Below are 24,186 nucleotides of genomic sequence, written 5' to 3'. Positions count from 1 at the left end.
GTGTATTAATGTAGAAATGCCCACGGAGCCCCAGGAGGATGCGACGCCGGTGCTGCAATATTTTGCGTTCGGCGTTTATCAACAGATGTATTGTTTGATATGTGGTGCGGACCCGGAGACTTTTAATGGAGGCGATCCGGATATCGCCTACCACCTTATCCGTAACAGCCAGAACATTGCTAAGGACTATTGGTCGGCGGACATCGAGCCTTATCCAGCCAAATGAGAATAGAATTTATCATCAGGTGTTAAGCACCGGCATTCGCTATCTCAACGAGCCGTTGCAGATCTTTCGATCTCCCCGTTTGCGTTCCTTGTTACAGGACACAGTTTCACGCGCGGCGATACTACCGTGACGCCCGATCCAAAGGTAGAAGAGGGCTATGCGCACGGGGGTTGCAGCGCTTCGCACTCATTCGCTACCGGTGACATCAACAGAAGGTTTACCCATAACCTGTGCAACACTTCTCCTGGCCTGGTTTAGGAACGCTGCGACAGCATCTGTTACCACCTACACGGGATGTCGCAGCATCGGCACTGTCACAAGATTGCACGGTCCCAAAAATGCCTGATGGATGTTGAGCGAACCTATATCGGTGCTGCTCTGGATGTCACCGGATTCGATCTGCCGCGTTGTTGGCAGGCGAGTGACCAAACAGCGTCCCATCTTCTGGCCGCGATTGAGAAAAATATACCAGTATCGGCGCGCAGTTCAGCGTCTGCTTTCTTTTTAATCTCTATTACTTTGGTAGTGTTAATGGATGGCCGTGTTAGCGGCCGCATCTGTTATCAGGGATATCGCTCATGCCCAATCCGACTGTCGTGGGTGTCTCCGGCAATTTCCATCGTCCTTCCAAGACAAGATCGCTCGTCACCAACCTAGTCGGGCGGATCGCCAATCGATATGGTCTGACGTCTGAAGTCTATGACCTGATCGATGTGGGAGACTCCCTCGGCTCTGCCCGGCATGCCAGTGAACTTAGTCCTGCCGCCACAACCATTCTCCACCGTGTCGTGACGGCCGATATCCTTGTGGTCGGTACACCGACCTATAAGGGCAGCTATACCGGGCTCTTCAAGCATTTCATCGATTTGTTCGAGCCGCTCGCCCTGCAGGGCAAACCAATCCTGCTGACCGCCACAGGCGGCAACGATGGGCATGCGCTGATTGTCGAACATCAGTTGCGGCCTTTGTTTGGTTTCTTCATGGCGCACACGCTCCCGACAGGCATCTTTGCCGTCGACCGCGACTTCCTCAATCATGAGATCGTTGCCGAACATATCAACGCCCGGATCGCCCAGGCGGTTGAAGAAGCCCGTCCCTTTGTCGGGCAGTCGGCGGGCCCGGCGATCAGTGCGGCGGAGTAGGTGCGATGACGCGGGCACTGACGCTTGGCGAGACAGCCCGAACGGTTGCAGCGGAATTTGCTGTGACTGCAAGTCTTGATGATGAAAGCGGTGCGTTCCCGCACGAGAACTTCCGGAAACTGCAGGAATACGGATTGCTGGCGCTGACCTCGCCGGTCACCTACGGTGGGCGGGGGGCCGGGCTTGGCGATGCTGCGACTGTGATCGGCGAAATCGCCAAGGGCGAACCATCAACCGCACTTATCCTCATCATGCAATACATCAACCTTGCAACGCTGCCGGGCGGGCGCTGGCCGGAACATCTGGTCCGGCGTGTGCTGGCTGATGCGGCGCAGCGTGGTGCACTTATCAATGCCTTGAGGGTTGAACCGGAGCTTGGAACACCAATTCGTGGCGGTCTTCCCGCCACGACAGCTCGTCGTACTGAAGAAGGCTGGTCACTGAGTGGCCGCAAGATCTATTCGACAGGCATTGCCGGACTCACCTGGTGCATCGTCTGGGGGCGGACAGATGAAGAAAGCCCGCGCGTGGGTGCTTTCCTGGTTCCGGCAAATGCCGATGGTATACGCATTGAGGAGACGTGGAACCCGCTCGGCATGCGCGCGACGGCAAGCCACGACGCGATATTTCAGGACGTCCGTATTCCCTTCGATCATGCGGTTGATATTCGTCCGCCCGAGCAATGGAAAGATCGCGAAGCCGGCCAAGCCGTGTGGATGGCAGTGCTGCTCGGTTCACTCTATGACGGTGTGGCGCGGGCTGCCCGGGATTGGCTCGTTCAGTTTCTCCATGACCGCAAGCCCGCCAATCTTGGCGCTGCCTTGGCGACGGTCCCTCGTATCCAGCAGGCCCTCGGTGAAATTGAGGAGCTGCTCGCCGCGAATGCGCGACTGCTCCGTTCGGCTGCACGCGATGCGGATACGGGTGAAGCTCCATCATCGCCTGAAAGCAATCTCCTCAAGCTGACCGTCACCGAGAATGCCATCTCCGCTGTCGAAAAAGCGTTGAGATTGACAGGGAACCACGGCATCAGCCGCAACAACCCGCTGGAACGTCATTACCGCAACGTTCTGTGCGGCCGCATCCATTCACCCCAGGAAGACACGGTGCGGATCGCTGCGGGGCGCGCTGCACTCGGTATCTGAGATCGTTCAATCGTTATGGAGGCCACCATGCCAGTGGAATTTATCGGTTTTGTCGGAAATGCCAACGGGTCGGAAACCATCCGCTCTACGGGCCAGGCACTTGACCTGAATTATATCGAGGCACTCGCGAAAGTGCAGGAAAACGGCGGTTTCGACCGCGTGCTTCTGGCCTTCAATTCGACGTCTCCCGAAAGCATTCTCGTCAGCCAGCACGTGACCAGCGTGACCAGGACGCTCAACGTCATGATCGCCCACCGTCCCGGCTTCACAGCGCCGACCGTCGCGGCACGACAGCTTGCAACTCTTGACCACATCAGCGGGGGGCGTGTCGGCGTTCATATCATCACCGGAGGCAATGACGTCGAACTGGCGCAGGATGGCGATCATCTGACGAAGGACGAGCGCTACGCACGCACGACGGAATATCTCGACATCGTTCGTCAGGAATGGACGAGCAAGGAACCATTCGATTATGACGGCCAGTATTACAAGGTCGACAAGGCTTTCGGCAGCATCAAACCGGTGCAGCCGGATGGTATTCCGGTCTATTTCGGCGGAGCATCCGATGCGGCTCTGCAAGTGGCCGGTAAACATGCGGATATCTATGCTCTGTGGGGTGAAACCCATGCGCAGGTGAAGGAACTGGTCCAGCGTGTTCACGAGGCAGCAGCGCCTTATGGTCGATCGCCGCGGTTCAGCCTCTCGCTGCGCCCGATCCTGGCGGAGACGGAAGAAGCGGCCTGGGCCAAGGCCAACGCCATTCTGGAAAAGGCCAGGGCTCTGATCGATGCCGGCAAGGTCCGCGATCCGAACAACCAGCGCTTCAACCAGATCGGAGGTCGGAGTCCGGCCAATGAGGGCTCAAAGCGCCTCTTGGCTGCGGCGGCGCAGGGCACTGTCCTCGACAAGCGCCTATGGACCGGGATTGCCGGGCTGACCGGCGCGCAAGGCAATACAACGTCATTGGTCGGGACTCCGGATCAGGTGGCGGAGGCATTCCTCGACTATTACGACCTTGGCATCACCACTTTCCTTATCCGCGGTTTCGATCCGATCGAGGATGCCTTCCATTACGGACGTGACCTCCTGCCGCGCGTGCGTGAGCTCGTGGCGCAGCGGGATACGGCGACCAAACATGCACAGGCGGCGGAGTAGACGCAGGCCGTCGCCGTTGGATTCAATCAGCACAATTTCAAGGAGATGGGAAATGGGGAATTTCACGCTTGACCGCCGCACATTGCTGCGCGGTGCCGGTGCATTGGGCTTGGCAGCGCCGTTCGGTTCCATGGCTCTGACCGGGCTTGCGGGAGCGCAGAACGCAGCAGCACCCGCAAAGGAACTGAAGAAGATCAAGTTTGCCACGAACGCTTCGGCGATCTGTCTCGCTCCTGTCTTTGTCGCCAAAGAGCAGGGGATCTTCGCCAAGTACGGCCTTGACGTCGAACTGGTGAATTTCGGTGCTTCGACCGAAGCGCTTCTCGAGGCCATTGCAACGGGCAAGGCCGATGGCGGGGTGGGGATGGCGTTGCGCTGGCTGAAAGCACTGGAACAGGGCTTCGACGTGAAAATCACCGCTGGTACCCATGGCGGCTGCTCGCGGCTCATCACACCGGCAAGCACCGGGTTGAAAACACTTGCAGACCTCAAGGGCAAATCCATCGGCGTTTCGGATCTGGCCAGCCCTGGCAAGAATTTCTTCTCGATCCTTCTTAACAAGGAAGGGATCAACCCCATCAGCGACGTCGAATGGCGGCAGTATCCGGGTGAGCTGTTGCAGGTCGCTGCCGAGAAGGGAGAGATCCATGCCATCGCCGACGGTGATCCGAAAGCATTCTTCTGGCTCCGGGACAACAATTATGTGCAGATCGCCTCGAATCTCGATCATGGTTTCGAAAAGCGGGTTTGCTGCATCGTCGGTCTGCGCGGCAGCCTGATCCGTGATGATTTGCCGACGGCCACGGCTCTGACGCGGGCATTGCTGGAAGCGCAGGACTGGACTGTTGCGAAGCCGGAAGACGCAGCCAAGGCATTCCTGCCGAATGCGCCAAAGGACAAATCGACCGATGACCTGATCGCGGTACTGCTCGCCCAGACGCACAACCACAATCCGACGGGTACCGATCTTAAGAAGGAGATCGCCCTTTACGCAGGTGAGCTGCGCGATGTGCAGGTTTTCAAACAGTCGACCGATCCGGATGCGTTTGCCGCCAAGGTCTACGCGAATGTCCTGTCAGCTTGACGAAAGGGGTAAGGCATGACCGCCATAGAGTCGAATGATACGGCGTTCTCGGCCGCTCGGGCAACTTCTGCCCAGTCGGGCAGGAGATCTGCCCGATTTTGGCGGACGGGTGCAGTTGCCGCCGCACTCTGGCTCGGTTCCGCGGCGGTTATAGAATTCTGGCCCGAGATCATTCCCGCGCCTTACGGGAGGGAGCTTGCGATCTTGTCGGTTCTTATCGCAGCGCTGCTCGTGCTGGTTCTGACCACAGGATTTCTCCTCGGCAAGACCGCGATCTGGGTTCGCTACTATGGTCCCTGGTTTGCCGTTGCGGCGGTAGGGCTTGGAATATGGGAAATGCTGACAGCCAAGCTTGCCGTGCTTCCGGTCCCATTTTTCTCGTCACCGCAAGGTATTCTGGAGGTCTATATCGATGATTGGGCACGCCTTGGCGAGAGTGTTCTTCATTCGGTTCTGCTGCTGGCCAAGGGGTATTTCTTCGGTGCGGTCGTCGGCTTCACAACCGGTGTCACCATCGGCTGGTCGAGGGCGGCGGGCTATTGGGTTCACCCCATCCTGCGGCTGATCGGGCCGCTCCCGGCAACGGCCTGGCTGCCGCTTTCCTTCTTTATCTTCCCCTCGAGCGGATCGGCGAGCGTCTTTCTCATCGCGCTGGCGACCGCATTTCCGGTGACGATCCTCACCTGGTCGGGCATCGCCAGCGTAAATCGTGATTATTACGATATTGCGCGCACGCTTGGGGCCAGTCGCTGGTTCCTTATCTTCAAGGTCGCCATTCCTGCCGCCCTGCCGCATGTCTTCGTCGGCCTGTTCATGGGGCTTGGGACATCTTTTGCAGTGCTGGTCGTTGCCGAGATGCTGGGCGTCAAGGCGGGCCTCGGCTGGTACCTGCAATGGGCGCAAGGCTGGGCCGCTTATGCCAACATGTATGCCGCGCTGATCGTCATGGCTTTGATGTGCTCGAGCCTTATCACCATCCTCTTCCGTATCCGTGACCGGGTACTTTCATGGCAGAAAGGGCTTGTCAGATGGTAGCGCTTGCCCCGTCCGATTTTCGAACACCGCCGAACTTGACCGGTGTTCAGGTGAATATCGGCGCCGTATCGCATCAGTTCGAACTCGAGGGTGCACCGCTGCCCGTTCTCGATAGGGTGAGCTTTGCGGTTGAACCGGGACAATTCGTGGCGCTGCTCGGTCCCTCCGGTTGCGGCAAGTCCACTTTGCTGCGGCTTCTCGCAGGTCTTGATCATCCGACCAGCGGTTCATTGCGGGTTGATGGCGAGGAGATCGGCGATCCGGATCCCTCGCGGATCCTGGTCTTCCAGGATCCGACGCTTTTCCCCTGGCGAACCGTCTGGGAGAATGTAGCTCTCGGGCTTGAAGCGCAGGGCATCATCAGGACCGGTGGTGACCGTGTGGATGCGGCATTGCGGCTCGTCGGTCTTGACGGTTTCGAAAAGGCCTATCCCCACCAGCTTTCGGGAGGCATGGCACAGCGCGTCGCACTTGCGCGCGCGCTGGTGAATGATCCGCGTCTGCTTCTCCTCGACGAACCGCTGGGCAAGCTCGACTCGCTGACGCGGCTCACCATGCAGGCGGAGCTGGTGGCTCTCTGGCAGAAGGCTGGAATGACCGCCATTCTCGTCACCCACGATGTCGAGGAAGCATTATTTCTGACCCAGCGCGTTCTCGTCTTCGGGCCCCGACCGGCACAGATCGTCGCCGATATTCCGGTGGATCTGCCCTATCCGCGTCATCGGGGCGATCCAAGACTTGGCGAATTGCGCCGTGTGGCACTCCAGCATCTTGGCCTTGCGGCCACCTGGTAGCCGGATGCCACTGACGCCGATCATAAACTCCAAAATGCCGATCATTGCCGGCGGCGCGATCGGCCTGCTGATCAGTTGCGGATTTGATAAGAGGCTGGGTTTCTCCGGTCTGAAGGACCGTTCGGTGCGGATACCATTGGTATCAAGCGATCTTGCAGCCACCTGTGTGGCTGCGGCAAAAGACGGGGACCCTCGTGCTGCCGCACGCCTGTTTCGTTTGATTGCGGAGGGGGGCGATCCGGGCCCTCTTCCGCCACCGAGGCTCAGGGCGACAATCCTTGTCGATCCGCCGCATGTTGGCGATGTCGCCATTACAATCGTTGATTTGGAGAAAGATGGACTACCCGCAGTCGATACAGTCGAGATCACCTTTGAGCTGGCAAAACCTTCATTCGGCCTCGGACCCTTTCGCCATACAATCACGCGTCACGGCGGCGGGTCTTTCACGGTGCCTCCTTTGACGGTTGCCATGAACGGCTTTTGGGCCGTGAAGGTCACTGTCATTGACGCTGCCGGATCAAATCTTGAGGCAACCAACGTGCTTGAGATTGTCTGAATGCCGTCCGCGTGAGATCGGACGGCCGGTCCACACAACGCCGTGCCTATCGATGAATGGGGTCTTTCCAAAGGACGCCTTCCGGCTTTTCCACCGGTTCAATATCAAGATTGACGACGACGGGGTCCTGGCCCGAACGCACAAGCACGCATTCGAGCGTCTCGTCTTCGCTCGCATTGATTTCCTGGTGCGGCACGTAGGGCGGCACGTAGATAAAATCGCCAGGCCCCGCTTCCGCGGTGAACTCGAGATGGTTGCCCCAGCGCATCCGGGCCTTGCCTTTCACCACGTAGATAATACTTTCGAGGTCCCCGTGGTGATGCGCCCCAGTCTTTGCATTGGCGTGGATCGTCACCGTGCCAGCCCAGATTTTCTCAGCGCCGGCTCGCGCATTGTTAATTGCAGTCGCGCGGTTCATGCCGGGTGTCTGGGCCGTATTGGGATCCAGCTGATTTCCGGGAATGACCTTTACGCCATTGTCACGCCAGTCGATCTCCTCATGCGAGTGGTCGTGATCGTGGCTATGGTCATGATGGTCATGATCGTGATGATGGTCTTTTGACAATGTAATTCTCTCGCTACTGCTGGTTCACGCGGCTGCACGTTCGCGGATCAGGCGGACGGCTTGAATAACGTTTTCAGGTTCGGTCCGGACAAGCCAGTCCGGACTGACATCGGCAAAACGGACGGTGCCTGTCTGGTCGATGACGATGGTTGCGGGCATCGGCAATTCCCATGTGCCCGTACCAGTGATATCGCCGATCGATGTTCCCTTCGCGAGAGCCGCCTGCCGGGATGGTTCGTCATAGCCGTAGAGGATACCCAATTTACGCGCGAGGTCGTTGCCGAAATCCGTTGCGACCAGAAAATCAAGATTGTGGCGTTCCTTGATGCCAACGAGACGCTCAGGCACCTGCGGACTGACAGCCACCAGAGTTGCACCCAACTCTTTAACCGCGGGAGCGAGATGGGCATTGTAGTAGGGCAGGGCGATATTGCAGGCCGGACATCCCTCGAAGCGGAAGAACACCAGAACCAATGGACCTGTCTCAAGGAGCCGACGAAGCGAAAGCTCCGCGCCTCCCACTTCCTTCAGTGCAAAGGCGTCAACCTTGTCTCCGGCTTTGACGAAACCGGACCGATCAGCCGTATCGACAAGCAGCTGGCGTTGATCAATGTTAATTCGCAAGGCCTGCGGCTCCATGGTTTTTGCGCGGTTAGACTGGAATTGCGCGAGTGTATGATTAAGGCTCTCTGGTTCTGACATTTGTTGTCGCTCCGGTTGCTTGGTCACGCAACAAAAATACGGTCTTTGGAACAGGAGCCACAGACAGGAATTTTTGCTTTGCCTGGGCGGGGCGAATATATCCTCCAGCCGCCTATGATTTGTTAGCAAGGTATTCCCTGGGCGTCAGTGGAGCGCATTGGCGCACATTCCGGACACTCGTTAGCCTTGGTGATCAATGTTTGCCGTTGGCGCGATCGGTAGCAATTATCTCCCGTATGCATGCTGAAATTGCAAATCCATATCTAACTCGACCAACTTAATCGTCTTAAGCTTCTCGTGGTTCTGACCGACGGTGCGAAGCTTGCGCCGGGTCGAAAACGATCGGGGAGTTTGCAATGGCGGATAGCCGGAAACTGAAGCTTGGATTCATGCTCCACGGAGTTGGCATGGGATGGGGCGATTGGCGTCACCCGGATTCCCAACCCGACGCAAGCACCAGCTTTGCATATTATAAAAGACAGGCACAACTTGCCGAACGCGCCAAGTTTGATTTCCTCTTTGTGGCCGACAGCGTCTTCATCACGGAAAAATCCAGCCCGCATTATCTCAATCGCTTCGAGCCGCTCACTATCCTTTCCGCACTTGCCGGGGCGACGTCAAACATTGGGCTCGTCGCCACGCTGACCGTCAGCTACAGCGAGCCGTTCAACGTGGCGCGGCAGTTTGCTTCCCTCGATCACATCAGCGGCGGACGGGCTGGCTGGAACGTCGTGACCTCCTGGCTTGAAGGCAGTGCCGCCAATTTCAGCAAGTCTTCCCATCTTGCCCATGACACACGTTATCGCCTTGCGGGAGAGTATCTTGATGTCGTGCAGGGGCTCTGGGATTCCTGGGAAGACGACGCGCTTGTTCACGACAAAGCCTCAGGCGTGTTCTTTAACCGGGCGAAGCTTCATACGCTTGATCATCACGGTGAATTCTTCCAGGTTAGAGGGCCTCTCAACATCGCCCGATCGGCGCAGGGTCAGCCAGTAATTTTTCAGGCCGGAGCTTCTGAAGACGGCAAGAATTTTGCTGCCGCCCGGGCCGACGCGATATTCGTCCATCACGAGAATCTTGAGGAAGGCAAAGCCTATTACCGGGACACCAAGAATAGGGCCGCCGGCCTTGGCCGTGATCCAAACGACTTGTTCATCCTGCCCGGGATTCGCCCTGTCATCGGATCCACTGAAGAGGAAGCGGAGCGCAAATACCGGGAGTTCGCCAATCTGACTTCTATCGAGAATGCCCTTTCCATGCTGGGCCGTCCTTTCAATGATTATAATTTTCTACAGCACGATCTTGATGGCGCATTCCCCGATATTGGGGCACACGGAGCCAACAGCAACCAAAGTGCGTCCAACAGGATTCTCGATACGGCGCGGAGAGAAAACCTTACCCTTCGGCAGGTGGCATTGCGCTTTGCAACGCCGCGAACAGAATTCGTCGGCACGCCAACCCAGGTGGCCGACGCGTTGCAGCGATGGCTTGAGGGGCGTGGATCGGACGGATTTGTCATCAACGTTTCGCTGCCGAAGGAACTGGAAGTCTTTGTAGAGACGGTTGTTCCAATTCTTCAGGAACGTGGGATTTATCGCACCGAATACGAGGCCGAAACATTCCGCGGCAACCTTGGAATCCCCATCCCGGTCAACAGGTATGCCGCAGAGATTGCGGCCGCAGCCGAGTGAATTTCCCCTCTGGATATTTGACCCTAACGAAAGTCGAACCGCTATGACAACAGTCTCACGCCGTTATATCAATCTTGCCATCGCAGGCCTCGTCTCCGGGCTGATGCTCGGAACAGCGCCCTCAACATTCGCAGCTCAGGATCTGAGCAAGGTCACACTTCGTATTGGCGACCAGACAGGGGCTACGCGGGCAAAGCTGGAGGCCGCGGGCTTGCTGAAAGACGTGCCCTATCAGATTGAGTGGTCGGTCTTTCCTGCAGCCGTCAATCTTCATGAGGCCCTGAAGGCAAATGCCGTTGATATTGGGGGAGCTGCGGATTCCCCGACCGTCAGCGCAATTGCCGGAGGATCGAAAATCAAGGTAGCGGCTTACTTCACCAACGGTGGCCTCGGAAGCTCGATTATCATCCCTGCCGGAAGCCCGATCAAATCGATAGAGGACCTGAAGGGTAAGACGATCTCGCCAACAACACGCGGCAGTGTCGCCCATTATCTGACGCTTGGCGTCCTGAAAAAGGCCGGGCTTACCGTGAATGACGTGAAACTCGCGTTCCTGACGCCGACCGATGCGAGCGCCGCATTTCAGGCCGGAAGCATCGATGCCTGGGGAACCTGGGGCGTCTACAAGGCTCGCAGCATCGGTACGCTGAAAGCGACGGTGTTAATCGACGGCCCCGGCGTCAACACGGGAAACAATGTTCTAAGTGCAACCGACAAAGCGCTGGCTGATCCTGGTAAGGTTGCGGCGATTGCGGACTTTTCGGATCGCGTCGAGCGCGGCTACAAATGGTCGACGGAAAACAAGGATGCATTTATCGACTTTTACAGTGCTTTCACAAAGCAGGATCGGTCAACAATTGAAAGCATCTATCCTGACGAGGCGGCCTATAAGCGTGGCACGCTCGACGATGCCTTTGCTGCTTCGCTGCAGAACGTATTCGATACCTGGAAAGAAGCAGGTGTTCTCACCGGTTCGCTCAATCTGAGCAACTATGTCTATCGCGATCTTCCGACCAATTGACGGACTGGACGATGCGTTCGCTTCAGAGAGATCCTATCCTGAATATTGGGCGGATAGACAGTGTTAACCCAAGAGGCATGACTGGACTACCGTTGCAAACAATCACACCGGCATCTGCAAGGCGTGGGAGTATTCCGCGCTGGGTGAGGCGTTTTTCCGGCCCGGTGCTTCTCGTGCTGATCTGGCATGTCGCCTCGGTCTCCGGAGTGTTGCCGGGCGAAATACTGGCGGGGCCGGCAACTGTCATTTCAAGCGCCGTCAAGCTGTTTGCGACGGGTGAGCTTCAAGAGGCAATGTGGATATCACTCAGACGTGCGCTCAGCGGACTTGCGATCGGAGGTACGATCGGTGTTACACTCGCGGTCGTGGCAGGTCTATTCCGGCTCGGCGAGGACCTGATCGATGCGCCAATGCAAATGTTGCGGACCGTCCCAAACGTTGCCCTTATCCCGCTCCTTATTATCTGGTTCGGCATCGGAGAGACCCCGAAGGTCGCGCTGATTGCGCTCGGTACTGCATTTCCTCTTTACCTGAATGTTTATGCGGGCATTCGCAATGTCGATTCAACACTGATCGAAGCGGGTCGCACACTTGGACTTTCGCGGCTGGCGATGATCCGCCACGTGATCTTGCCCGGAGCGCTCCCGAATGCACTTGTGGGGCTGCGCTATGCACTTGGCATTGCCTGGCTTGCGCTCGTCTTCGGGGAGCAGATTAATGCGACAGCGGGTATCGGTTATCTGATGGCCAACGCTCGCGAGTTTTTCCAAACGGATGTCATCGTCGTCTGCCTTGCGGTCTATGCGCTGCTTGGCCTCGCTGTCGATTTCATGGTCCGAACTCTAGAGAAGGTGTTCCTTGCATGGCGGCCAGCGTTCAACGGAACTTGAAAATTGTCGAAACCGAGACGCCAGTGGACGTTTTGGGTCGGGCAAAAGCGACCGATTTGGCAGTCAGAGTGCGCGGGCTCACGCGCCGCTTTGGCGAGCGCGAGGTATTAAAGGATCTCGATCTCGACATCGCGCCTGGTGAGTTCGTCGCGCTCCTCGGCGCGAGTGGTTGCGGCAAGAGCACGTTGCTACGGATACTTGCCGACCTTGATCGCGAAATGATCGGCGAGGTTGAAGTGCCTGTCCGGCGTGCGGTTGCCTTCCAGGCTCCTCGCCTGATGCCATGGAAGAACGTCTGGCGAAACGTGGTTCTTGGCTTACCTGGGCGGCCTGACCGGCAGCGGGCGCTCACGGCTCTTGAGGAAGTTGGTATCAGCCATCGGGCCGACCAATGGCCTAAGGTCCTATCGGGAGGTGAGGCGCAGCGCACGTCGCTTGCCCGCGCCTTGGTGCGCGAGCCCGATCTCCTTCTGCTTGACGAGCCATTCGCTGCTCTCGACGCCCTTACGCGCATCAAGGCACAGGATCTGGTCGGGGAACTGTGGCAGCGGCATGGCTGCGCAATCCTTCTGGTCACGCATGATGTGGAAGAAGCCGTTCTCCTCGCTGATCGCGTCCTGGTGATGAAAGATGGCGTCATTGCTCATGAGGAACACATAGCCATGCGTCGTCCGCGCGACGTTGCCGATCCGGCCTTCGCACGTATACGCGGCGATCTTCTGGACTGGTTGGGTGTGCGTCACGGAAAATACGACAATGATTAGGCTCTCCGAACCAAGGCTGGGGCCATTTGCACCGTGAGCAATCATCGGCAAGATACACTGGAATTGACCACCGATGTTCTTGTCATCGGCGGCGGACTTGCGGGAACTTGGGCGGCGTCCGCCGCTCGTCGGACCGGGGCCTCTGTTATACTCGTCGACAAAGGCTACTGCGGCACCAGCGGCGTTACCGCGACGGCTGGTCCCGGTCATTGGTGGGTACCGCCAGATCCTGCCCAATTGCGTGAGAACACAATCCGCAACCGCCTCAAGACGGGCTTCGGATTGAACGACCCGGAATGGATGAACCGTGTTCTGGCATTGACTTGGGAAAGTCTGCCCACGCTGGCGGAATTCTATAATTTCTCGAACGATGAGAACGGCGTGACACAGTACCGTGCGCTTCGGGGACCGGAATATATGCGCGCGCTCCGCAAACTGGTCGACAGTCTTGGTGTCACGGTCCTCGACCATAGCCCCGCATTGGAACTGCTCCAGCATTCCGATGGTTCGGTGTCCGGCGCGTGTGGTATCCGTCGCCAGAAGGGTGGCGATTGGCAAGTCAATGCAGGAGCTGTGGTACTGGCGACCGGTGGCACGTCGTTCCTATCCCGCCTGCTTGGCTCGCATACCAACACTGGTGACGGCTATCTCATGGCTGCGGAGGCGGGGGCAGAGTTCTCCGGTATGGAGTTTACAAGCTATTATACTGTCGCCCCCAATCATTCGACGATGACGCGGTCGATGTCCTATGCCTTTGCCACCTATTACGATGAGGATGGTGTAGTCATCCCGATGCCCCCAGGCCCCGATACAATGCGGCCTCTGGCGCGCGCCCTACTCAAGGGGCGGGTCTTCTGTGACCTGCATCGGACGCCCGAAGACATACGAGCGAAAGTGCCGGTGATATCGCCAAATTTCATGCTGCCCTTCAGGCGCTGGGGTATTGATCCCTACAAGGATCGCTTCGAGATCACCCTTCACGGAGAAGGGACGATTCGCGGTATCGGTGGCCTGAGGGTTGTTGGCTGGGATTGCCGCACTTCTGTGCCCGGACTATTCGCTGCTGGCGATGCCGCGACGCGCGAGCTAGTCGCCGGCGCGATTTCCGGCGGCGGAAACATCAACTCAGCTTGGGCCGTCTCATCCGGCCAGTGGGCGGGGCAAGGAGCAGCACGTTACGCAAGGAAACACGAAGCAGCGGGCGGTGGCAGACCCATCGGGCAGGCGGGACTGCGACCCGGTTCTGCAACAAGACACGTGGACCTGACTGCGGCGCTGGCCGCCGTTCAAAGAGAAGTGTTACCGTATGACAAGAACATTTTCCGCAGTGGCGACCGACTAGAGCAGTCAGGGACGGTTCTTGAAGACATCTGGACGGAGTTTCACTCACATGCCGCAGGTAACTTCCAAACCGTGCTGAGGACACGTGAAACGGCGGCAATGCTGACGACCGCCCGCTGGTGCGTAGCCTCCGCTCTTGCTCGGGACGAAAGCCGCGGCATGCATCAGCGGGATGACAGGCCCCAGACGTCCGCTCGATTCAACAGGCGGATACTTGTAGGTGGGCTCCAAAAAGTCTGGACCCGCACTGATCCTGCACCGAAACCGGAGCTTGCATCATGATTGAACTCGTCCTTGAAGAGCGTTGTTCAGGCTGCAATGCCTGTGTCGAAATATGTCCGACCAACGTACTTGAAATTGGTAGTGACAGTTCTCCGTTTATTGCTCGACAGAACGAATGCCAGACCTGTTTTATGTGTGAGCTCTATTGTGTTGAAGATGCAATCTACGTCGGACCCTACTGCGACCGGCCCGATCCGGTCGATAGGGAATCGATCCTCGCGTCAGGATTGCTAGGTGAATTACGTCGTTATCACGGATGGGACGAGTGGGCCGCGGATCCCCGTTATTCCAATGAGCATTGGCAGATGGAGAAGGTGTTTTTGCGTGCTCGGGACATGGCGATTTGCACGGCACCTTAAAGAGCTGATAAACGTTTTCAGATTTAGTGTGCCAGAGCGCGCTATAACCGTCGTCCGGACGCTAAGACAATATGTTTTCAATCTCCTGGCGCTGCTGGGCGTGTTTCTCCGGGTTCTGCTCTTTCAGTTTCGTAAGGTTGAGTAGTTTCCATCTGACGGCCGGCAGGTTTGCCGCCTGCGGCATGCCGATGGCTTCAAAATCCGGCTCGGTATCATGCAGTGAAAGCAAGAAACGCATTGCGCTATCATCCAACCGTGTGAGTAAGTCGTCGGTCAGACGCACCCGTGCATTCTTCAGTTCACCGAGGTTGACAGGCGCGGTGGTCATACCTTCAAACTCCTTGACGAACGCTTCGTCGAGTTCGGAGAACGAGGGCTTGATAAGCTCGTGCGGCGGCCGGCCCGAGCTGGCGACATAAATGAGGAAGGTGCGAAATAGTGCATCCGTCAGCCCTTCATTCTCGTAGAGCAGCTTCACATCGAAGAGATCCCGCGGGTGTTGACGATCAACAGCTGCATGAAGCTTGCCACCAAACAGATCCTCAAAGGAGACGACCTGCATTTCGGCGAAGCCGAACGTGTCGGCGAGAAGGTCAGTCACGGACCGTAGATCAGGAGGGTGTACCGTTCCACGCGAGACCGGCGATGTCTCGATCTTGATCTCGGTGGTGCCCTGCCGGACCAGTATCCGTGTGTCATTATTGCCCCCACCGGCGATCCGCTGGGCGGCAATGCCGCGAAGGTTTTTCAGTAGATCTTCGCGAATGCGATCGAGCGTTGTGTCAATGCCGTTCAACGTCGCTTCCCGGTCCTCGATCGGCAGATATCCATGTGCGCAATCACGACGAGAGCCCGTCTTCGTCGCCGGAGAAATTTGCCGAAGTGCAGGATGGTGTCGTCAGGCATTGTCCGGGCAGGTGATCCGCAGTGAACCGGACGTCGCCATGACCGTTCCTCCCATGCCCGATGCGGTCGAGGTGATCGGTGTTGCATTTGTGGAATTTGCGGCCAGCGCCGATGAGGCAGAGGAGCTTGCCTCGCTTCTGCGGGGGCTGGGTTTTCGCAAGACCGGCAAACACAGAACCAAGCGCGTCGACCGCTACTGCCAGGGCGCGATCAACCTCGTGATCAACACCGAGCGGCAGGGTTTTGCCCATTCCTCCCACGCGGTCCACGGCATGTCGGCCTATGCGTTCGGTCTCCATGTCGCCGATGCGCATGCGGCGTTTGACCGTGCACTGGCGTTGGGCGCTGAGCCCTTTGAACAGCCCGCAGACTCGTCCGGGACCAGCATGCCGGCAGTGCGCGGTGTCGGCGGGGATATTCTCTATTTCATCGACGGCAAAGGCGGACCTGAAGGCATTTGGGACGAGGAGTTCGACCCGGTCGATGACGCCAGGGCAGCCGGAGATGCCGGGTTGCTGCGTTTCGACCATGTGGCGCAAACCATGAATTTTGATGAAATGCTGACATGGCTTCTTTTCTACACTTCCATTCTGAAGGCCAAGAAGACACCGATGGTGGATATTATCGATCCCTCCGGCGTCGTTCGCAGCCAGGTCGTCGAGAACGAGACAGGCTCGCTGCGCATCACCATGAACGGCGCGGAAAATCGCCGGACGCTCGCGGGTCATTTCCTCGCGGAAAAATTTGGCTCCAGCATGCAGCACCTTGCATTCGAAACGGGCGATATTTTTGCGAGCGCCGCGGCGCTAAATGCCAACGGCTTTACGCCTCTGGAAATCTCGGCGAATTACTATGATGACGTCGAGGCGCGTTTCGGGCTTGATCCTGATCTGTCCGACAGGCTGAAAGCGGCCAATATTCTTTATGACCGCGATGATTACGGCGAATATTTCCAGCTCTATAGTCCCAATTATGGCGAGGGTTTCTTCTTCGAGATCGTCGAGCGGCGCGGTTACAGGGGATATGGAGGCCCGAATGCCATTTTTGCATCGCTGCTCAGAAACGCCATATTCGCCCGCAAGGCATGCCAAAATAACCGCTGGCATAGATGCCAGAATGGTACATGTTCAGAACTAACCTGACCCGGTTTCTTCATTTGCAACGCAACCCACAATGCAATGTCTATCTGCTGAGTGCAGCGACATTGAGCTGCGTGGCAAACACGCTTGGCATGCTCAACATGGATGGCCCCAATGCCGTCGCGATCGCATCTGTCGGTGGAATTGTGGGCACACCGGTACTCGGGTGCTTGCGGATCGCGTCGGAAGGGCCAAAATATACATGGGTGGTGCGGCGTTCATGTTTGTCTTTACCTTTCCCCCTGTTTCTTATGCTCGACCCAAAGAATGTTTTCTTGGCTGCGGGTTAGGCTTTGGAACGATGGCCGGTGCCCAAGACGCATTTTTGGCCACTCTCGTTCCACCACAGACAGGTTCTCTGGCATTGCTGTCACACGGGAGCGCAATGGAGTGATGATATAGATCGATCTATCTGCTTTCGTCGAATGGGTCTGGATGAATGGAATGAAGGAACGCTTTCTGATCGCCCTCGTGTTAATAGCGACAGCCATTTACCTGGTTGTTGTTGCCGCGGATCGGATTTCTCTGCCCAATGAGATACGTGCGAACCGACAGGCGGGCGAAGCAAGCCATTTCAAGACATTCCAGGATGCTGCTGGGCGTGAGGGGCATGTAACAACACCTCTGCTGGACAAGTTCGCTTATGCCGGGGATGCCAACTTCTGCATTAAGCTGCGAGAAATGACCAAATCCAATCCGGACGCTGCGGGAGAGCTTCTGGAAGAGTGTGACAAACTCACAACTGGAACGGCACAGGAAGTCATCCAAAAGCGTATCGGATTGGCCACGGTTGTCGGCGATCAGGACGAGGAACACACCTATTTTCTATCCGGCGATGCAGGTGATCGTGACAAACGCATTGTCCTTGCCATTTCAGCGCTGCGCGCATCTCTTGATGCAGCTTCTCCAAGCAATCCCGTGCAAGCTTTCTCCGCTCTGGAGAGCCTCTGGATCGCAAGAGATGTGAGCGATGCCTTCACCTATTATCAGCCAGGATACCTATTTGGTCCAGCCATGAAAACTGAGGCCGGAGAAGCCATGCTAGCCTTGTGTCCGCTCGCTGGACGCACCGATTGCGATAGTTATGTGCCCAGCGGAATGCCTCAGGCACTCGAGGATCTTGGCCGCTGGCGATCCGACGAAGCCATGTTGCTGCGCTCTGCAGAACTGCTGGAACGCGCGTACAGAGCAGTCAAAACACCCGACAAAGGAAGAGCGCTAGCGTTTGCTCAGGACTTCTCCGCCACACTTGGTTATGCCAATGAACTCAATTCGGGAAACGGAAGCGCTCACGCGAGGCGCGGTGTGATACCGCTGGAGGAGTGGCTCGCCAAATATGAAAGCAGCACTGATGAGCGTCAACTGCAATATATCTATGGCAAAGTCGGTGCAGCATATGGACGTATCGCATCCGATACCGAGCAGCGCGCAGACGCCGTAAAGGCCGTAAAATTCAACACCTTGGCCTTTGAAATCGCCAAGAAATTAAACAAGAACGGTCCGAGCTGGGAGAACATGGCAAATCTTGGCGATGACACCCTGCTCTTGGCTGAACTGGATCGACAAGAAGCCGGGTTTCAGCAAGCACTGAGATTGCATCGCAACGCCTACGCTATCACCAAAAAGGCGAATGTACTGGAATCAACCTCTTATATGAGTATGAAGCTCGCGCGGACACTTCAGCACTATGCCAAGGCAGAACTGCCGTTGGTGACGGATGCCCAAAAGATCATCGTGCTGGAAGAGGCAATAGCCCTGGCCGAAGGCGTCAGGCCACTATTCGAGCAAATCGGGACCACATCTTACATGAAAATCACAGATCGCATTCTCAGCGAGGCAAACGCTCAATTGAACACGCTCCGCCCATTGAAACACCCGTGAAAATTCAACACATCACGCAAACGTTCTTTTCGTGTTCACCTGTTCCGGTGTTTGGCGTACTTTCAGCCCCGTTGCTCACCGCGTTGAGGGGAAGGTTCACATGGCTCAATTCTCAATGGACATTATGCGCCTAACCGGCTCAGTTCTGCGTGGAAACCAACAAACGGCCCGCCAGCCGCCGTCAGCGTGATGACCTGGTCATGCTTGCGCATGTACGCTCGGCCTATTGTCTTTCGCACGAGACTTATATGACCGCCACGCTCACCGCCATCGTCAACGGTCACAAGCAGAGCCGGGTTGGCGAACTTCTGCCGTGGAGTTTCATCGCAAGGAAAGACTTGCCGAAGAAGTCGCTCCTCGGCAAAGGCCGACGAACGCAGCTTGAGGTGACCCTACCATGGTGTCGCGTTACCCGGTTCGACGAACGTCCCCGATGCCGTTGCAATAAGTGCATACTGCACTGGCAGCCTTGCCCCTTCCTCGGGAGTCATGTTGCCGTAGCCGGTCAGGTCGGTCTTGACGAAGCCGGGGCTGACCGAATTCACGACGATGCCGGTCTCTTTCAGTTCCTGGTGCAACTGGATCGTTAGCATGTTCAGAGACGCCTTCGATGCATTGTACCCGATGAATTGCTGCGAATAGTATGTTGATGTCGGATCGCCGTTCAACGTTAGTGAGCCAAGCGAGCTGGACACGTTTACGATGCGCCCGGCGGGTGACGTTCTCAGCAGCGGCAGCACCGCCTGTGTCACAGCCAACGCGCCGATGAAGTTTACTTCCACAACAGTGCGAACAGCATCAATGGCCGCACGGCTGGGAGGAGCGTCTGCAAAATCGAAGATGCCAGCGTTATTGACGAGGATATCCAGGCGGCCATGCGAATCTGCAATAACCTGAGCTGCTGCAGTGATGCTCTGTTCGTTCGTGACGTCGAGCTGGACGGAGAAGGCATCAATGCCCTCCGACTTCAATTCTGCGGCCGCCGCAGTGCCACGATCCACATTCCGCGCACCGATCACGACCCTGACACCAGCCATGCCGAGTTGGCGCGAGACCTCCAGACCAATGCCCTTATTGCCGCCGGTTACGAGCGCAACGCGTTCTTCCTTCATGTTTAAAGCCTTTCTTCATCTACATTTTCAGTCATGATATGAAGAATTGTTCAGTTTGAGGATTCGCTTTTGATTTCTTCCCCGCCACAGGCCTTGAAGCCCCGGAAACGACCGCAGCAACGACGCGCTTTGGCCACCCTCGACGCAATTTTCGAGGCTACCATTCAGCTTTTGGTGAAAGACGGTCTCTCTCAACTTACCACCACGCGCGTCGCCGAACGGGCGGGCGTGTCGGTCGGCACGATGTACCAATATTTTCCGCACAAACAGGCTCTGATCTATGCCGTCAACGAACGCTATCTGGAGCTGCTGGCCGAGAGGATCGAAGCCACTTGCCGCGACCGTCAGGGCAGCCTTACAGGCGACATGGTTGAAGCGCTAATCGACACCTACTGGCAAGCCAAAACCGATAAACCGGATGTTACGCGAGCCCTGTACCGATCTGTCGTGGAGATGGACAACGAAGCATTGATATCAGCCTTCGCGGTACGGACCGACGTGGCAATTACCGCCATGCTCGCAAGCGCTTCCGACAACGACCGTTCCGATGCAAGGTCGAATACGCGCACGCTGGTCACCGTCATATTCGGAACGGTGCGAAACTCCTTCGAGCGCGGCCATTCCGGCGAGATCGCTGAAGATTTACGCCGACAGCTCGTGATCATGTGCCGTGCCTACCTTGAGAGGCTGTGAGGCGATTTCTGGTGGCACCCAATGCGACTGTTGCGCCAAGCTTCGGTTAAGGTGATGCCGACACAACGCTTACCCTGATCCGCCCCGAACACTCGATACAGCTCACTGCTGTGGAAGACATCGGAAAAATTGTTGCGGCGATGTTCGCCGACAAAGCTCGGTTTGGCGGCGTTACATTAAAAATCACCAGCGACAGAGTTACCGGTCACGAGTTGGAGGCTGCCTTCACCGAAATCGCTGGCAAACCTATCACCTATTCCCGATTTTCAGATGAGGTACTGGCAGCTAATGTGGATCTCGCGCACATGGCGTCCAGCCTGGAGGATGGCCCACTGGCAGAACTCGTTGATCTGAACGTCATGCGTGAACTCAATCCGGAACTACTCTCGTTCAAACCGTGGCTTTCTGGCAGCGGCCGCAAGGCTTTGGATGCCGCTTTCAGAACGGGTAACGAGATGGTTCAGGCCAATCGATCTTAGTCATTGATCGCGTGGAACTATCAAGTCTGATGGATCACAGTGATGCGAATTTCCACGCAAGCCGTACGGAGGCTGGCCGGTCGCTGGCCCTCTTCGCCGGGTGACTCGAACTGTACTTTTAAGAGCGCCGCAACATCGGCATTGAACGGTCGCAGGTCAGGCTGGGTTCATCGTCGACTGCGTGAACCGCCGCGCGATGCGCCGACCATGAAGATAGTAACCACGTTTAGGCCACAGCCCTCCAACCAGGCGTTCTATCTCTACATCGCCGAATAATAGATGAGGTTGAGGCCATTATAGATTGCGTGGAGGGTTACGGCTGGCCAGATGGAGCCTGACAGGCGGAATACCGCGCCGAAGAAGAGGCCCATCACAAACGCATCGACAAAGATAACGCTTGGCCCGTGAATTGCGGCGAACATAAACGAACTGCCGACTAACGCAACCCATGGTCCATATTTTTCGAGAGCGCTCTGGACCACCCCGCGAAACATAAGTTCCTCGCCAATCGGTCCCAGGACCGCGCTTGTGAACAACAAGAGCAGTATCGCTGCGAGGCCGTTGTTTGCCGCCACTTGAAAATCGGCCTGCGTGTTCGCTTCAACAATGAAGTGGAAATAAATGGCTTCGGCAATGAAGATCAGGCCAAAGCCCATCACGCCAAGCACTATGCTGATCGCTATCCATTTGAGCGTAGTGGGACGAAAACCAAATGCCTGCCAGTTGCGAACACGACAGAGATAGGCGCCGAGCAACCCAGCAGAGCCGAGTGCAAAGTTCATCACGCCGGCAATGTTAATCCGGAAGACGGCGTGCTCGTCGGGTTGCCGCAGCATCCAATATCCAAGCAAACTAATGCCGAGGACATAAACACCGACTGCGATTGTTATCTCCGGCCATCCTGGTTGCTTTACCATTGGTGTCTGGATAGGTCGAATACTTGTCATGGGCCAGCCTCAAATTCCTTTACTATTCCGCTGTGACTTTGATTGCTTCTACGAGTTTACCGCGCAAGGGTGAGCGTGGTGACACAGTATCTGTATCTGTGGCTACTTGCCTTGGCCACTAAGCTGGGCGTAAACGGCGAAAATCATTGGGCCAACGCCAATTTTGACCACGACACTATCGACGCCCAGACCTGCGGGCTGGGTTGCGCCCCGTCATTCATCCAACTGACACCGGAGTCAGCGATTGGGGCCCCGTGAGGAACGTTATGAGTGCCCGCAGTCCCGGCGGCGTTTGCTTGCGGCTGGGATGATAGAGAAAGAAGCCCGGGAACGGCTCGCACCAATCTTCTAGGACCCGAACCAGCCTACCAGCCGATAGATGTTCGGCGATGCTCGTCTCGGGCAAATATGCCAGACCCACCCCGGCGATTGCCGCTTGGCGAATGATGCCCGTATCATTGACTACCAATGGTCCATCGACATCCACATAGAGTGGGCCGTTTTGTCCATCGAAGCGCCAGCGGTGCAGTTTTCCTGACGTGGCCCAGCGATAAACCAGGCAAGCGTGGTCGTGAAGATCGCGCGGCGTGTCGGGCCGGGGCCGCCCAGCAAAATAAGCCGGAGATCCCACCACCGCCACGCGATATGGCCCGGTCAGATTTATAGTGACCATGTCTTGCGCCACGAGTGCACCGATTCGGATGCCGGCATCGAACCCTGCCGCGATCACGTCCGTCAGGTCGTCGTCGATCACGAGGTTGAGCCGCACGCCGGGATAGGCTGCGGTGAACTGAGCTAACCTGGGTGCAAAAACGTGTTCCGCCGCGAGCCTTGGCAAATTGAGTCTCACGGTTCCGGTCGGAGATTCTTGGATCAAGATGGTTTGTTCCATAACGCCATCAAGATTCAACAGTACTGGGGCTAGCCGACTGTACAGCAGTTCGCCGGCTTCCGTCGGGCTCACGCTGCGCGTGGTGCGGTTCAGCAAGCGCATTCCCAGACGTTGTTCCATTCGGCTCAGCGTTCGGCTCACAGAAGATGGCGTCATGCCAAGGCTGATCGCGGCACCCCGAAAGCCGCGAGCATTGACGATCGCCATGAAGACGGTGAGTTCCTTGAATTCGCCAGCATCCATCTGATTGTTACCCCTGGTGCAACAGCCCATTGCAGATATGGCGCATTGTTGAGCACAATCCGAGCATTTATCCTGCGGGCACGCTCGACTAAAAAACTGAGGAACTCTTGAAATGTCCGACTTAGAAGGTTGGCAAGCCGCATGGCAGAAGGCTCCTGGACAACCATTGACCATAGAGTCCGTCGTTCGCCCGCAACTCGCCGACAATGAAATACTCGTTCGCAACGCTGCTGTTGCCATAAATCCACTGGATTGGTTGCTTCAAGATGCGGCAATACTACCTTGGCTCGATTATCCAACTGTCAACGGGAGCGACGTGGCCGGTGAAGTTGTGGCGGTCGGCAGCAAAATTATGCGTTTTCGGCCTGGCGATCGGGTGCTGGGTCAGGCAGTCAGCACAACGATCAATAAGCCATCGCAAGGCGCCTTCCAAACCTACACAGCGGTTTTCGAGCATATGGCGTCCCCGATCCCGGACGCGCTGTCCTTTGTCGACGCCTCGGTTCTGCCGCTGGGATTGGGTACGGCCGCCTGCGGCCTCTATCAGAAAGAGCATCTCGGTCTGGTGCATCCGTCCACCGCTCCTCTGCGAACGGATGAAACCGTGCTTGTCTGGGGCGCGGCGTCGAGCGTTGGCTGCAACGCCATCCAGCTCGCCGTGGCATCGGGATATGAATGCGTGGCCGTTGCCTCGCCGCACCACACGCGCATGTTGAAAGAACTCGGTGCGATCGCAGTCTTCGATTACCGCGATCCGGCCGTGGTGGACACAGTATCGCAGGCGCTCCAAGGTAAACTTCTCGCAGGAGCTCTGCACGCGACAGGAAATCTCGCTGATTGCGTTGCAGTAATCAGTCGCAGCGAGGGGCGACGGCTGGTCGCAATGACGCTGCCGACCAATGAGGCCCTGCCGGAATCGGTCGTTGCCACGCATATTAACGGCACCAGCCTCAAGGACGATGAAATCGGCGATATGATCTACTGCGGCTTCCTGCCTGAAGCGCTCGCGAACCAAAGCTATTGCCCAGCACCACTAGCTCGGGTCGTGGGCCACGGGCTCGATGCGCTTCAAGGAGCGCTGGAAACCCTGAAGGCTGGCGTTTCAGGTGAAAAAATCGTGGTTACACTGGCATTGTAACCTT

Annotated in this window: 24 protein-coding genes and 2 pseudogenes; 20 read left to right on the top strand and 6 right to left on the bottom strand. The window is 57.0% G+C overall.

What is annotated here, in order from left to right:
• Window positions 1-16: 16 nt before the first annotated feature.
• From C5750_RS23715 to C5750_RS23680, 8 genes are all read left to right on the top strand, one after another.
• Complete coding sequence (locus C5750_RS23715; RefSeq protein WP_105737462.1) at window positions 17-226, top strand: hypothetical protein; 210 nt, start codon at window positions 17-19, stop codon at window positions 224-226.
• 578 nt (window positions 227-804) lie between these two features.
• Window positions 805-1,368, top strand: coding sequence for an FMN reductase (gene msuE / locus C5750_RS23710; RefSeq protein WP_105737460.1), 564 nt, complete (start codon window positions 805-807; stop codon window positions 1,366-1,368).
• Between the two features lie 5 nt (window positions 1,369-1,373).
• Window positions 1,374-2,513: an acyl-CoA dehydrogenase family protein gene (locus C5750_RS23705; protein WP_105737458.1), complete on the top strand. Its 1,140-nt coding sequence runs from the start codon at window positions 1,374-1,376 to the stop codon at window positions 2,511-2,513.
• Window positions 2,514-2,540: 27 nt separating this feature from the next.
• Complete coding sequence (locus C5750_RS23700) at window positions 2,541-3,668, top strand: LLM class flavin-dependent oxidoreductase (RefSeq protein ID WP_105737741.1); 1,128 nt, start codon at window positions 2,541-2,543, stop codon at window positions 3,666-3,668.
• Between the two features lie 52 nt (window positions 3,669-3,720).
• Complete coding sequence (locus tag C5750_RS23695; RefSeq protein WP_105737456.1) at window positions 3,721-4,752, top strand: ABC transporter substrate-binding protein; 1,032 nt, start codon at window positions 3,721-3,723, stop codon at window positions 4,750-4,752.
• A gap of 15 nt (window positions 4,753-4,767) precedes the next feature.
• Window positions 4,768-5,787 (top strand): ABC transporter permease, encoded by a 1,020-nt coding sequence (locus tag C5750_RS23690; protein ID WP_105737454.1) that lies wholly within the window; start codon window positions 4,768-4,770, stop codon window positions 5,785-5,787.
• A complete protein-coding gene (locus C5750_RS23685) occupies window positions 5,781-6,581 on the top strand; it encodes an ABC transporter ATP-binding protein (protein ID WP_105737452.1) in 801 nt (266 codons plus the stop codon). Before C5750_RS23690 ends, C5750_RS23685 begins: the two co-directional genes overlap by 7 nt.
• A complete protein-coding gene (locus C5750_RS23680; RefSeq protein ID WP_158531350.1) occupies window positions 6,526-7,137 on the top strand; it encodes a hypothetical protein in 612 nt (203 codons plus the stop codon). The genes C5750_RS23685 and C5750_RS23680 overlap by 56 nt, the downstream gene beginning before the upstream one ends.
• A gap of 46 nt (window positions 7,138-7,183) precedes the next feature.
• Here the strand turns inward: C5750_RS23680 and C5750_RS23675 are convergent, their stop codons facing one another.
• On the bottom strand, window positions 7,184-7,702 hold the full coding sequence (locus C5750_RS23675) for a cupin domain-containing protein (protein WP_105737448.1): 519 nt from the start codon (window positions 7,700-7,702) through the stop codon (window positions 7,184-7,186).
• Window positions 7,703-7,726: 24 nt separating this feature from the next.
• Window positions 7,727-8,326: a peroxiredoxin-like family protein gene (locus C5750_RS23670; RefSeq protein WP_245421232.1), complete on the bottom strand. Its 600-nt coding sequence runs from the start codon at window positions 8,324-8,326 to the stop codon at window positions 7,727-7,729.
• 434 nt (window positions 8,327-8,760) lie between these two features.
• On the opposite strand from C5750_RS23670, the gene C5750_RS23665 reads away from it, so the two are divergent.
• The 6 genes from C5750_RS23665 to C5750_RS23640 all read left to right on the top strand — a co-directional run bounded on the left by C5750_RS23665 (window position 8,761) and on the right by C5750_RS23640 (window position 14,752).
• Window positions 8,761-10,095 carry an LLM class flavin-dependent oxidoreductase gene (locus C5750_RS23665; RefSeq protein WP_105737444.1) on the top strand — a complete coding sequence of 445 codons (1,335 nt, stop codon included), beginning with the start codon at window positions 8,761-8,763 and terminating at the stop codon, window positions 10,093-10,095.
• Window positions 10,064-11,116, top strand: a complete 1,053-nt coding sequence (locus tag C5750_RS23660; protein WP_245421231.1) for an ABC transporter substrate-binding protein — start codon at window positions 10,064-10,066, stop codon at window positions 11,114-11,116. The genes C5750_RS23665 and C5750_RS23660 overlap by 32 nt, the downstream gene beginning before the upstream one ends.
• Window positions 11,117-11,193: 77 nt before the next feature.
• Window positions 11,194-12,006: an ABC transporter permease subunit gene (locus tag C5750_RS23655; RefSeq protein ID WP_245421230.1), complete on the top strand. Its 813-nt coding sequence runs from the start codon at window positions 11,194-11,196 to the stop codon at window positions 12,004-12,006.
• Window positions 11,979-12,770, top strand: coding sequence for an ABC transporter ATP-binding protein (locus C5750_RS23650; RefSeq protein WP_105737440.1), 792 nt, complete (start codon window positions 11,979-11,981; stop codon window positions 12,768-12,770). The genes C5750_RS23655 and C5750_RS23650 overlap by 28 nt, the downstream gene beginning before the upstream one ends.
• A 63-nt stretch (window positions 12,771-12,833) precedes the next feature.
• Entirely contained in the window at window positions 12,834-14,393 is a 1,560-nt protein-coding gene (locus C5750_RS23645) for an FAD-dependent oxidoreductase (protein ID WP_245421229.1), read from the top strand.
• Window positions 14,390-14,752 carry a 4Fe-4S dicluster domain-containing protein gene (locus C5750_RS23640; RefSeq protein ID WP_105737436.1) on the top strand — a complete coding sequence of 121 codons (363 nt, stop codon included), beginning with the start codon at window positions 14,390-14,392 and terminating at the stop codon, window positions 14,750-14,752. Before C5750_RS23645 ends, C5750_RS23640 begins: the two co-directional genes overlap by 4 nt.
• 61 nt (window positions 14,753-14,813) lie before the next feature.
• On the opposite strand, the gene C5750_RS23635 is transcribed toward C5750_RS23640, so the two are convergent.
• Window positions 14,814-15,548 carry a nucleotidyl transferase AbiEii/AbiGii toxin family protein gene (locus tag C5750_RS23635; RefSeq protein ID WP_245421228.1) on the bottom strand — a complete coding sequence of 245 codons (735 nt, stop codon included), beginning with the start codon at window positions 15,546-15,548 and terminating at the stop codon, window positions 14,814-14,816.
• An 11-nt stretch (window positions 15,549-15,559) separates the two neighbouring features.
• On the opposite strand from C5750_RS23635, the pseudogene C5750_RS26850 reads away from it, so the two are divergent.
• From C5750_RS26850 to C5750_RS23625, 3 genes and pseudogenes are all read left to right on the top strand, one after another.
• A pseudogene (locus C5750_RS26850) lies at window positions 15,560-15,667 on the top strand (3-keto-5-aminohexanoate cleavage protein); the annotation flags it as partial.
• Window positions 15,658-16,754, top strand: a pseudogene (locus tag C5750_RS23630) (4-hydroxyphenylpyruvate dioxygenase family protein); the annotation flags it as partial. The pseudogenes C5750_RS26850 and C5750_RS23630, both read left to right, overlap by 10 nt.
• A 487-nt stretch (window positions 16,755-17,241) precedes the next feature.
• Window positions 17,242-18,678, top strand: coding sequence for a hypothetical protein (locus C5750_RS23625; protein WP_105737434.1), 1,437 nt, complete (start codon window positions 17,242-17,244; stop codon window positions 18,676-18,678).
• Between the two features lie 392 nt (window positions 18,679-19,070).
• Here the strand turns inward: C5750_RS23625 and C5750_RS23620 are convergent, their stop codons facing one another.
• On the bottom strand, window positions 19,071-19,790 hold the full coding sequence (locus C5750_RS23620) for an SDR family oxidoreductase (RefSeq protein ID WP_105737432.1): 720 nt from the start codon (window positions 19,788-19,790) through the stop codon (window positions 19,071-19,073).
• Window positions 19,791-19,919: 129 nt separating this feature from the next.
• On the opposite strand from C5750_RS23620, the gene C5750_RS23615 reads away from it, so the two are divergent.
• Window positions 19,920-20,483 (top strand): TetR/AcrR family transcriptional regulator, encoded by a 564-nt coding sequence (locus tag C5750_RS23615; RefSeq protein WP_110003330.1) that lies wholly within the window; start codon window positions 19,920-19,922, stop codon window positions 20,481-20,483.
• 74 nt (window positions 20,484-20,557) lie between these two features.
• Entirely contained in the window at window positions 20,558-20,962 is a 405-nt protein-coding gene (locus tag C5750_RS23610; RefSeq protein ID WP_105737428.1) for an NmrA family NAD(P)-binding protein, read from the top strand.
• A gap of 260 nt (window positions 20,963-21,222) precedes the next feature.
• Here C5750_RS23610 and C5750_RS23605 read toward each other — a convergent pair whose 3' ends face one another.
• Both C5750_RS23605 and C5750_RS23600 read right to left on the bottom strand, forming a co-directional pair.
• Window positions 21,223-21,909 (bottom strand): CPBP family intramembrane glutamic endopeptidase, encoded by a 687-nt coding sequence (locus C5750_RS23605; protein ID WP_105737426.1) that lies wholly within the window; start codon window positions 21,907-21,909, stop codon window positions 21,223-21,225.
• 217 nt (window positions 21,910-22,126) lie between these two features.
• Entirely contained in the window at window positions 22,127-23,044 is a 918-nt protein-coding gene (locus C5750_RS23600; protein WP_105737424.1) for a LysR family transcriptional regulator, read from the bottom strand.
• A 112-nt stretch (window positions 23,045-23,156) separates the two neighbouring features.
• Between C5750_RS23600 and C5750_RS23595 the strand changes: the two genes are divergently transcribed.
• Complete coding sequence (locus C5750_RS23595; protein ID WP_105737422.1) at window positions 23,157-24,182, top strand: zinc-binding alcohol dehydrogenase family protein; 1,026 nt, start codon at window positions 23,157-23,159, stop codon at window positions 24,180-24,182.
• The last annotated feature ends 4 nt before the right edge of the window (window positions 24,183-24,186 follow it).

Origin of the sequence: Phyllobacterium myrsinacearum, assembly GCF_002980555.1 — a bacterium.
In the GTDB taxonomy this organism is placed as follows: domain Bacteria; phylum Pseudomonadota; class Alphaproteobacteria; order Rhizobiales; family Rhizobiaceae; genus Phyllobacterium; species Phyllobacterium myrsinacearum.
The sequence above is the reverse complement of the archived record's forward strand: the minus strand, read 5'-3'. Positions and strand labels throughout refer to the sequence as shown.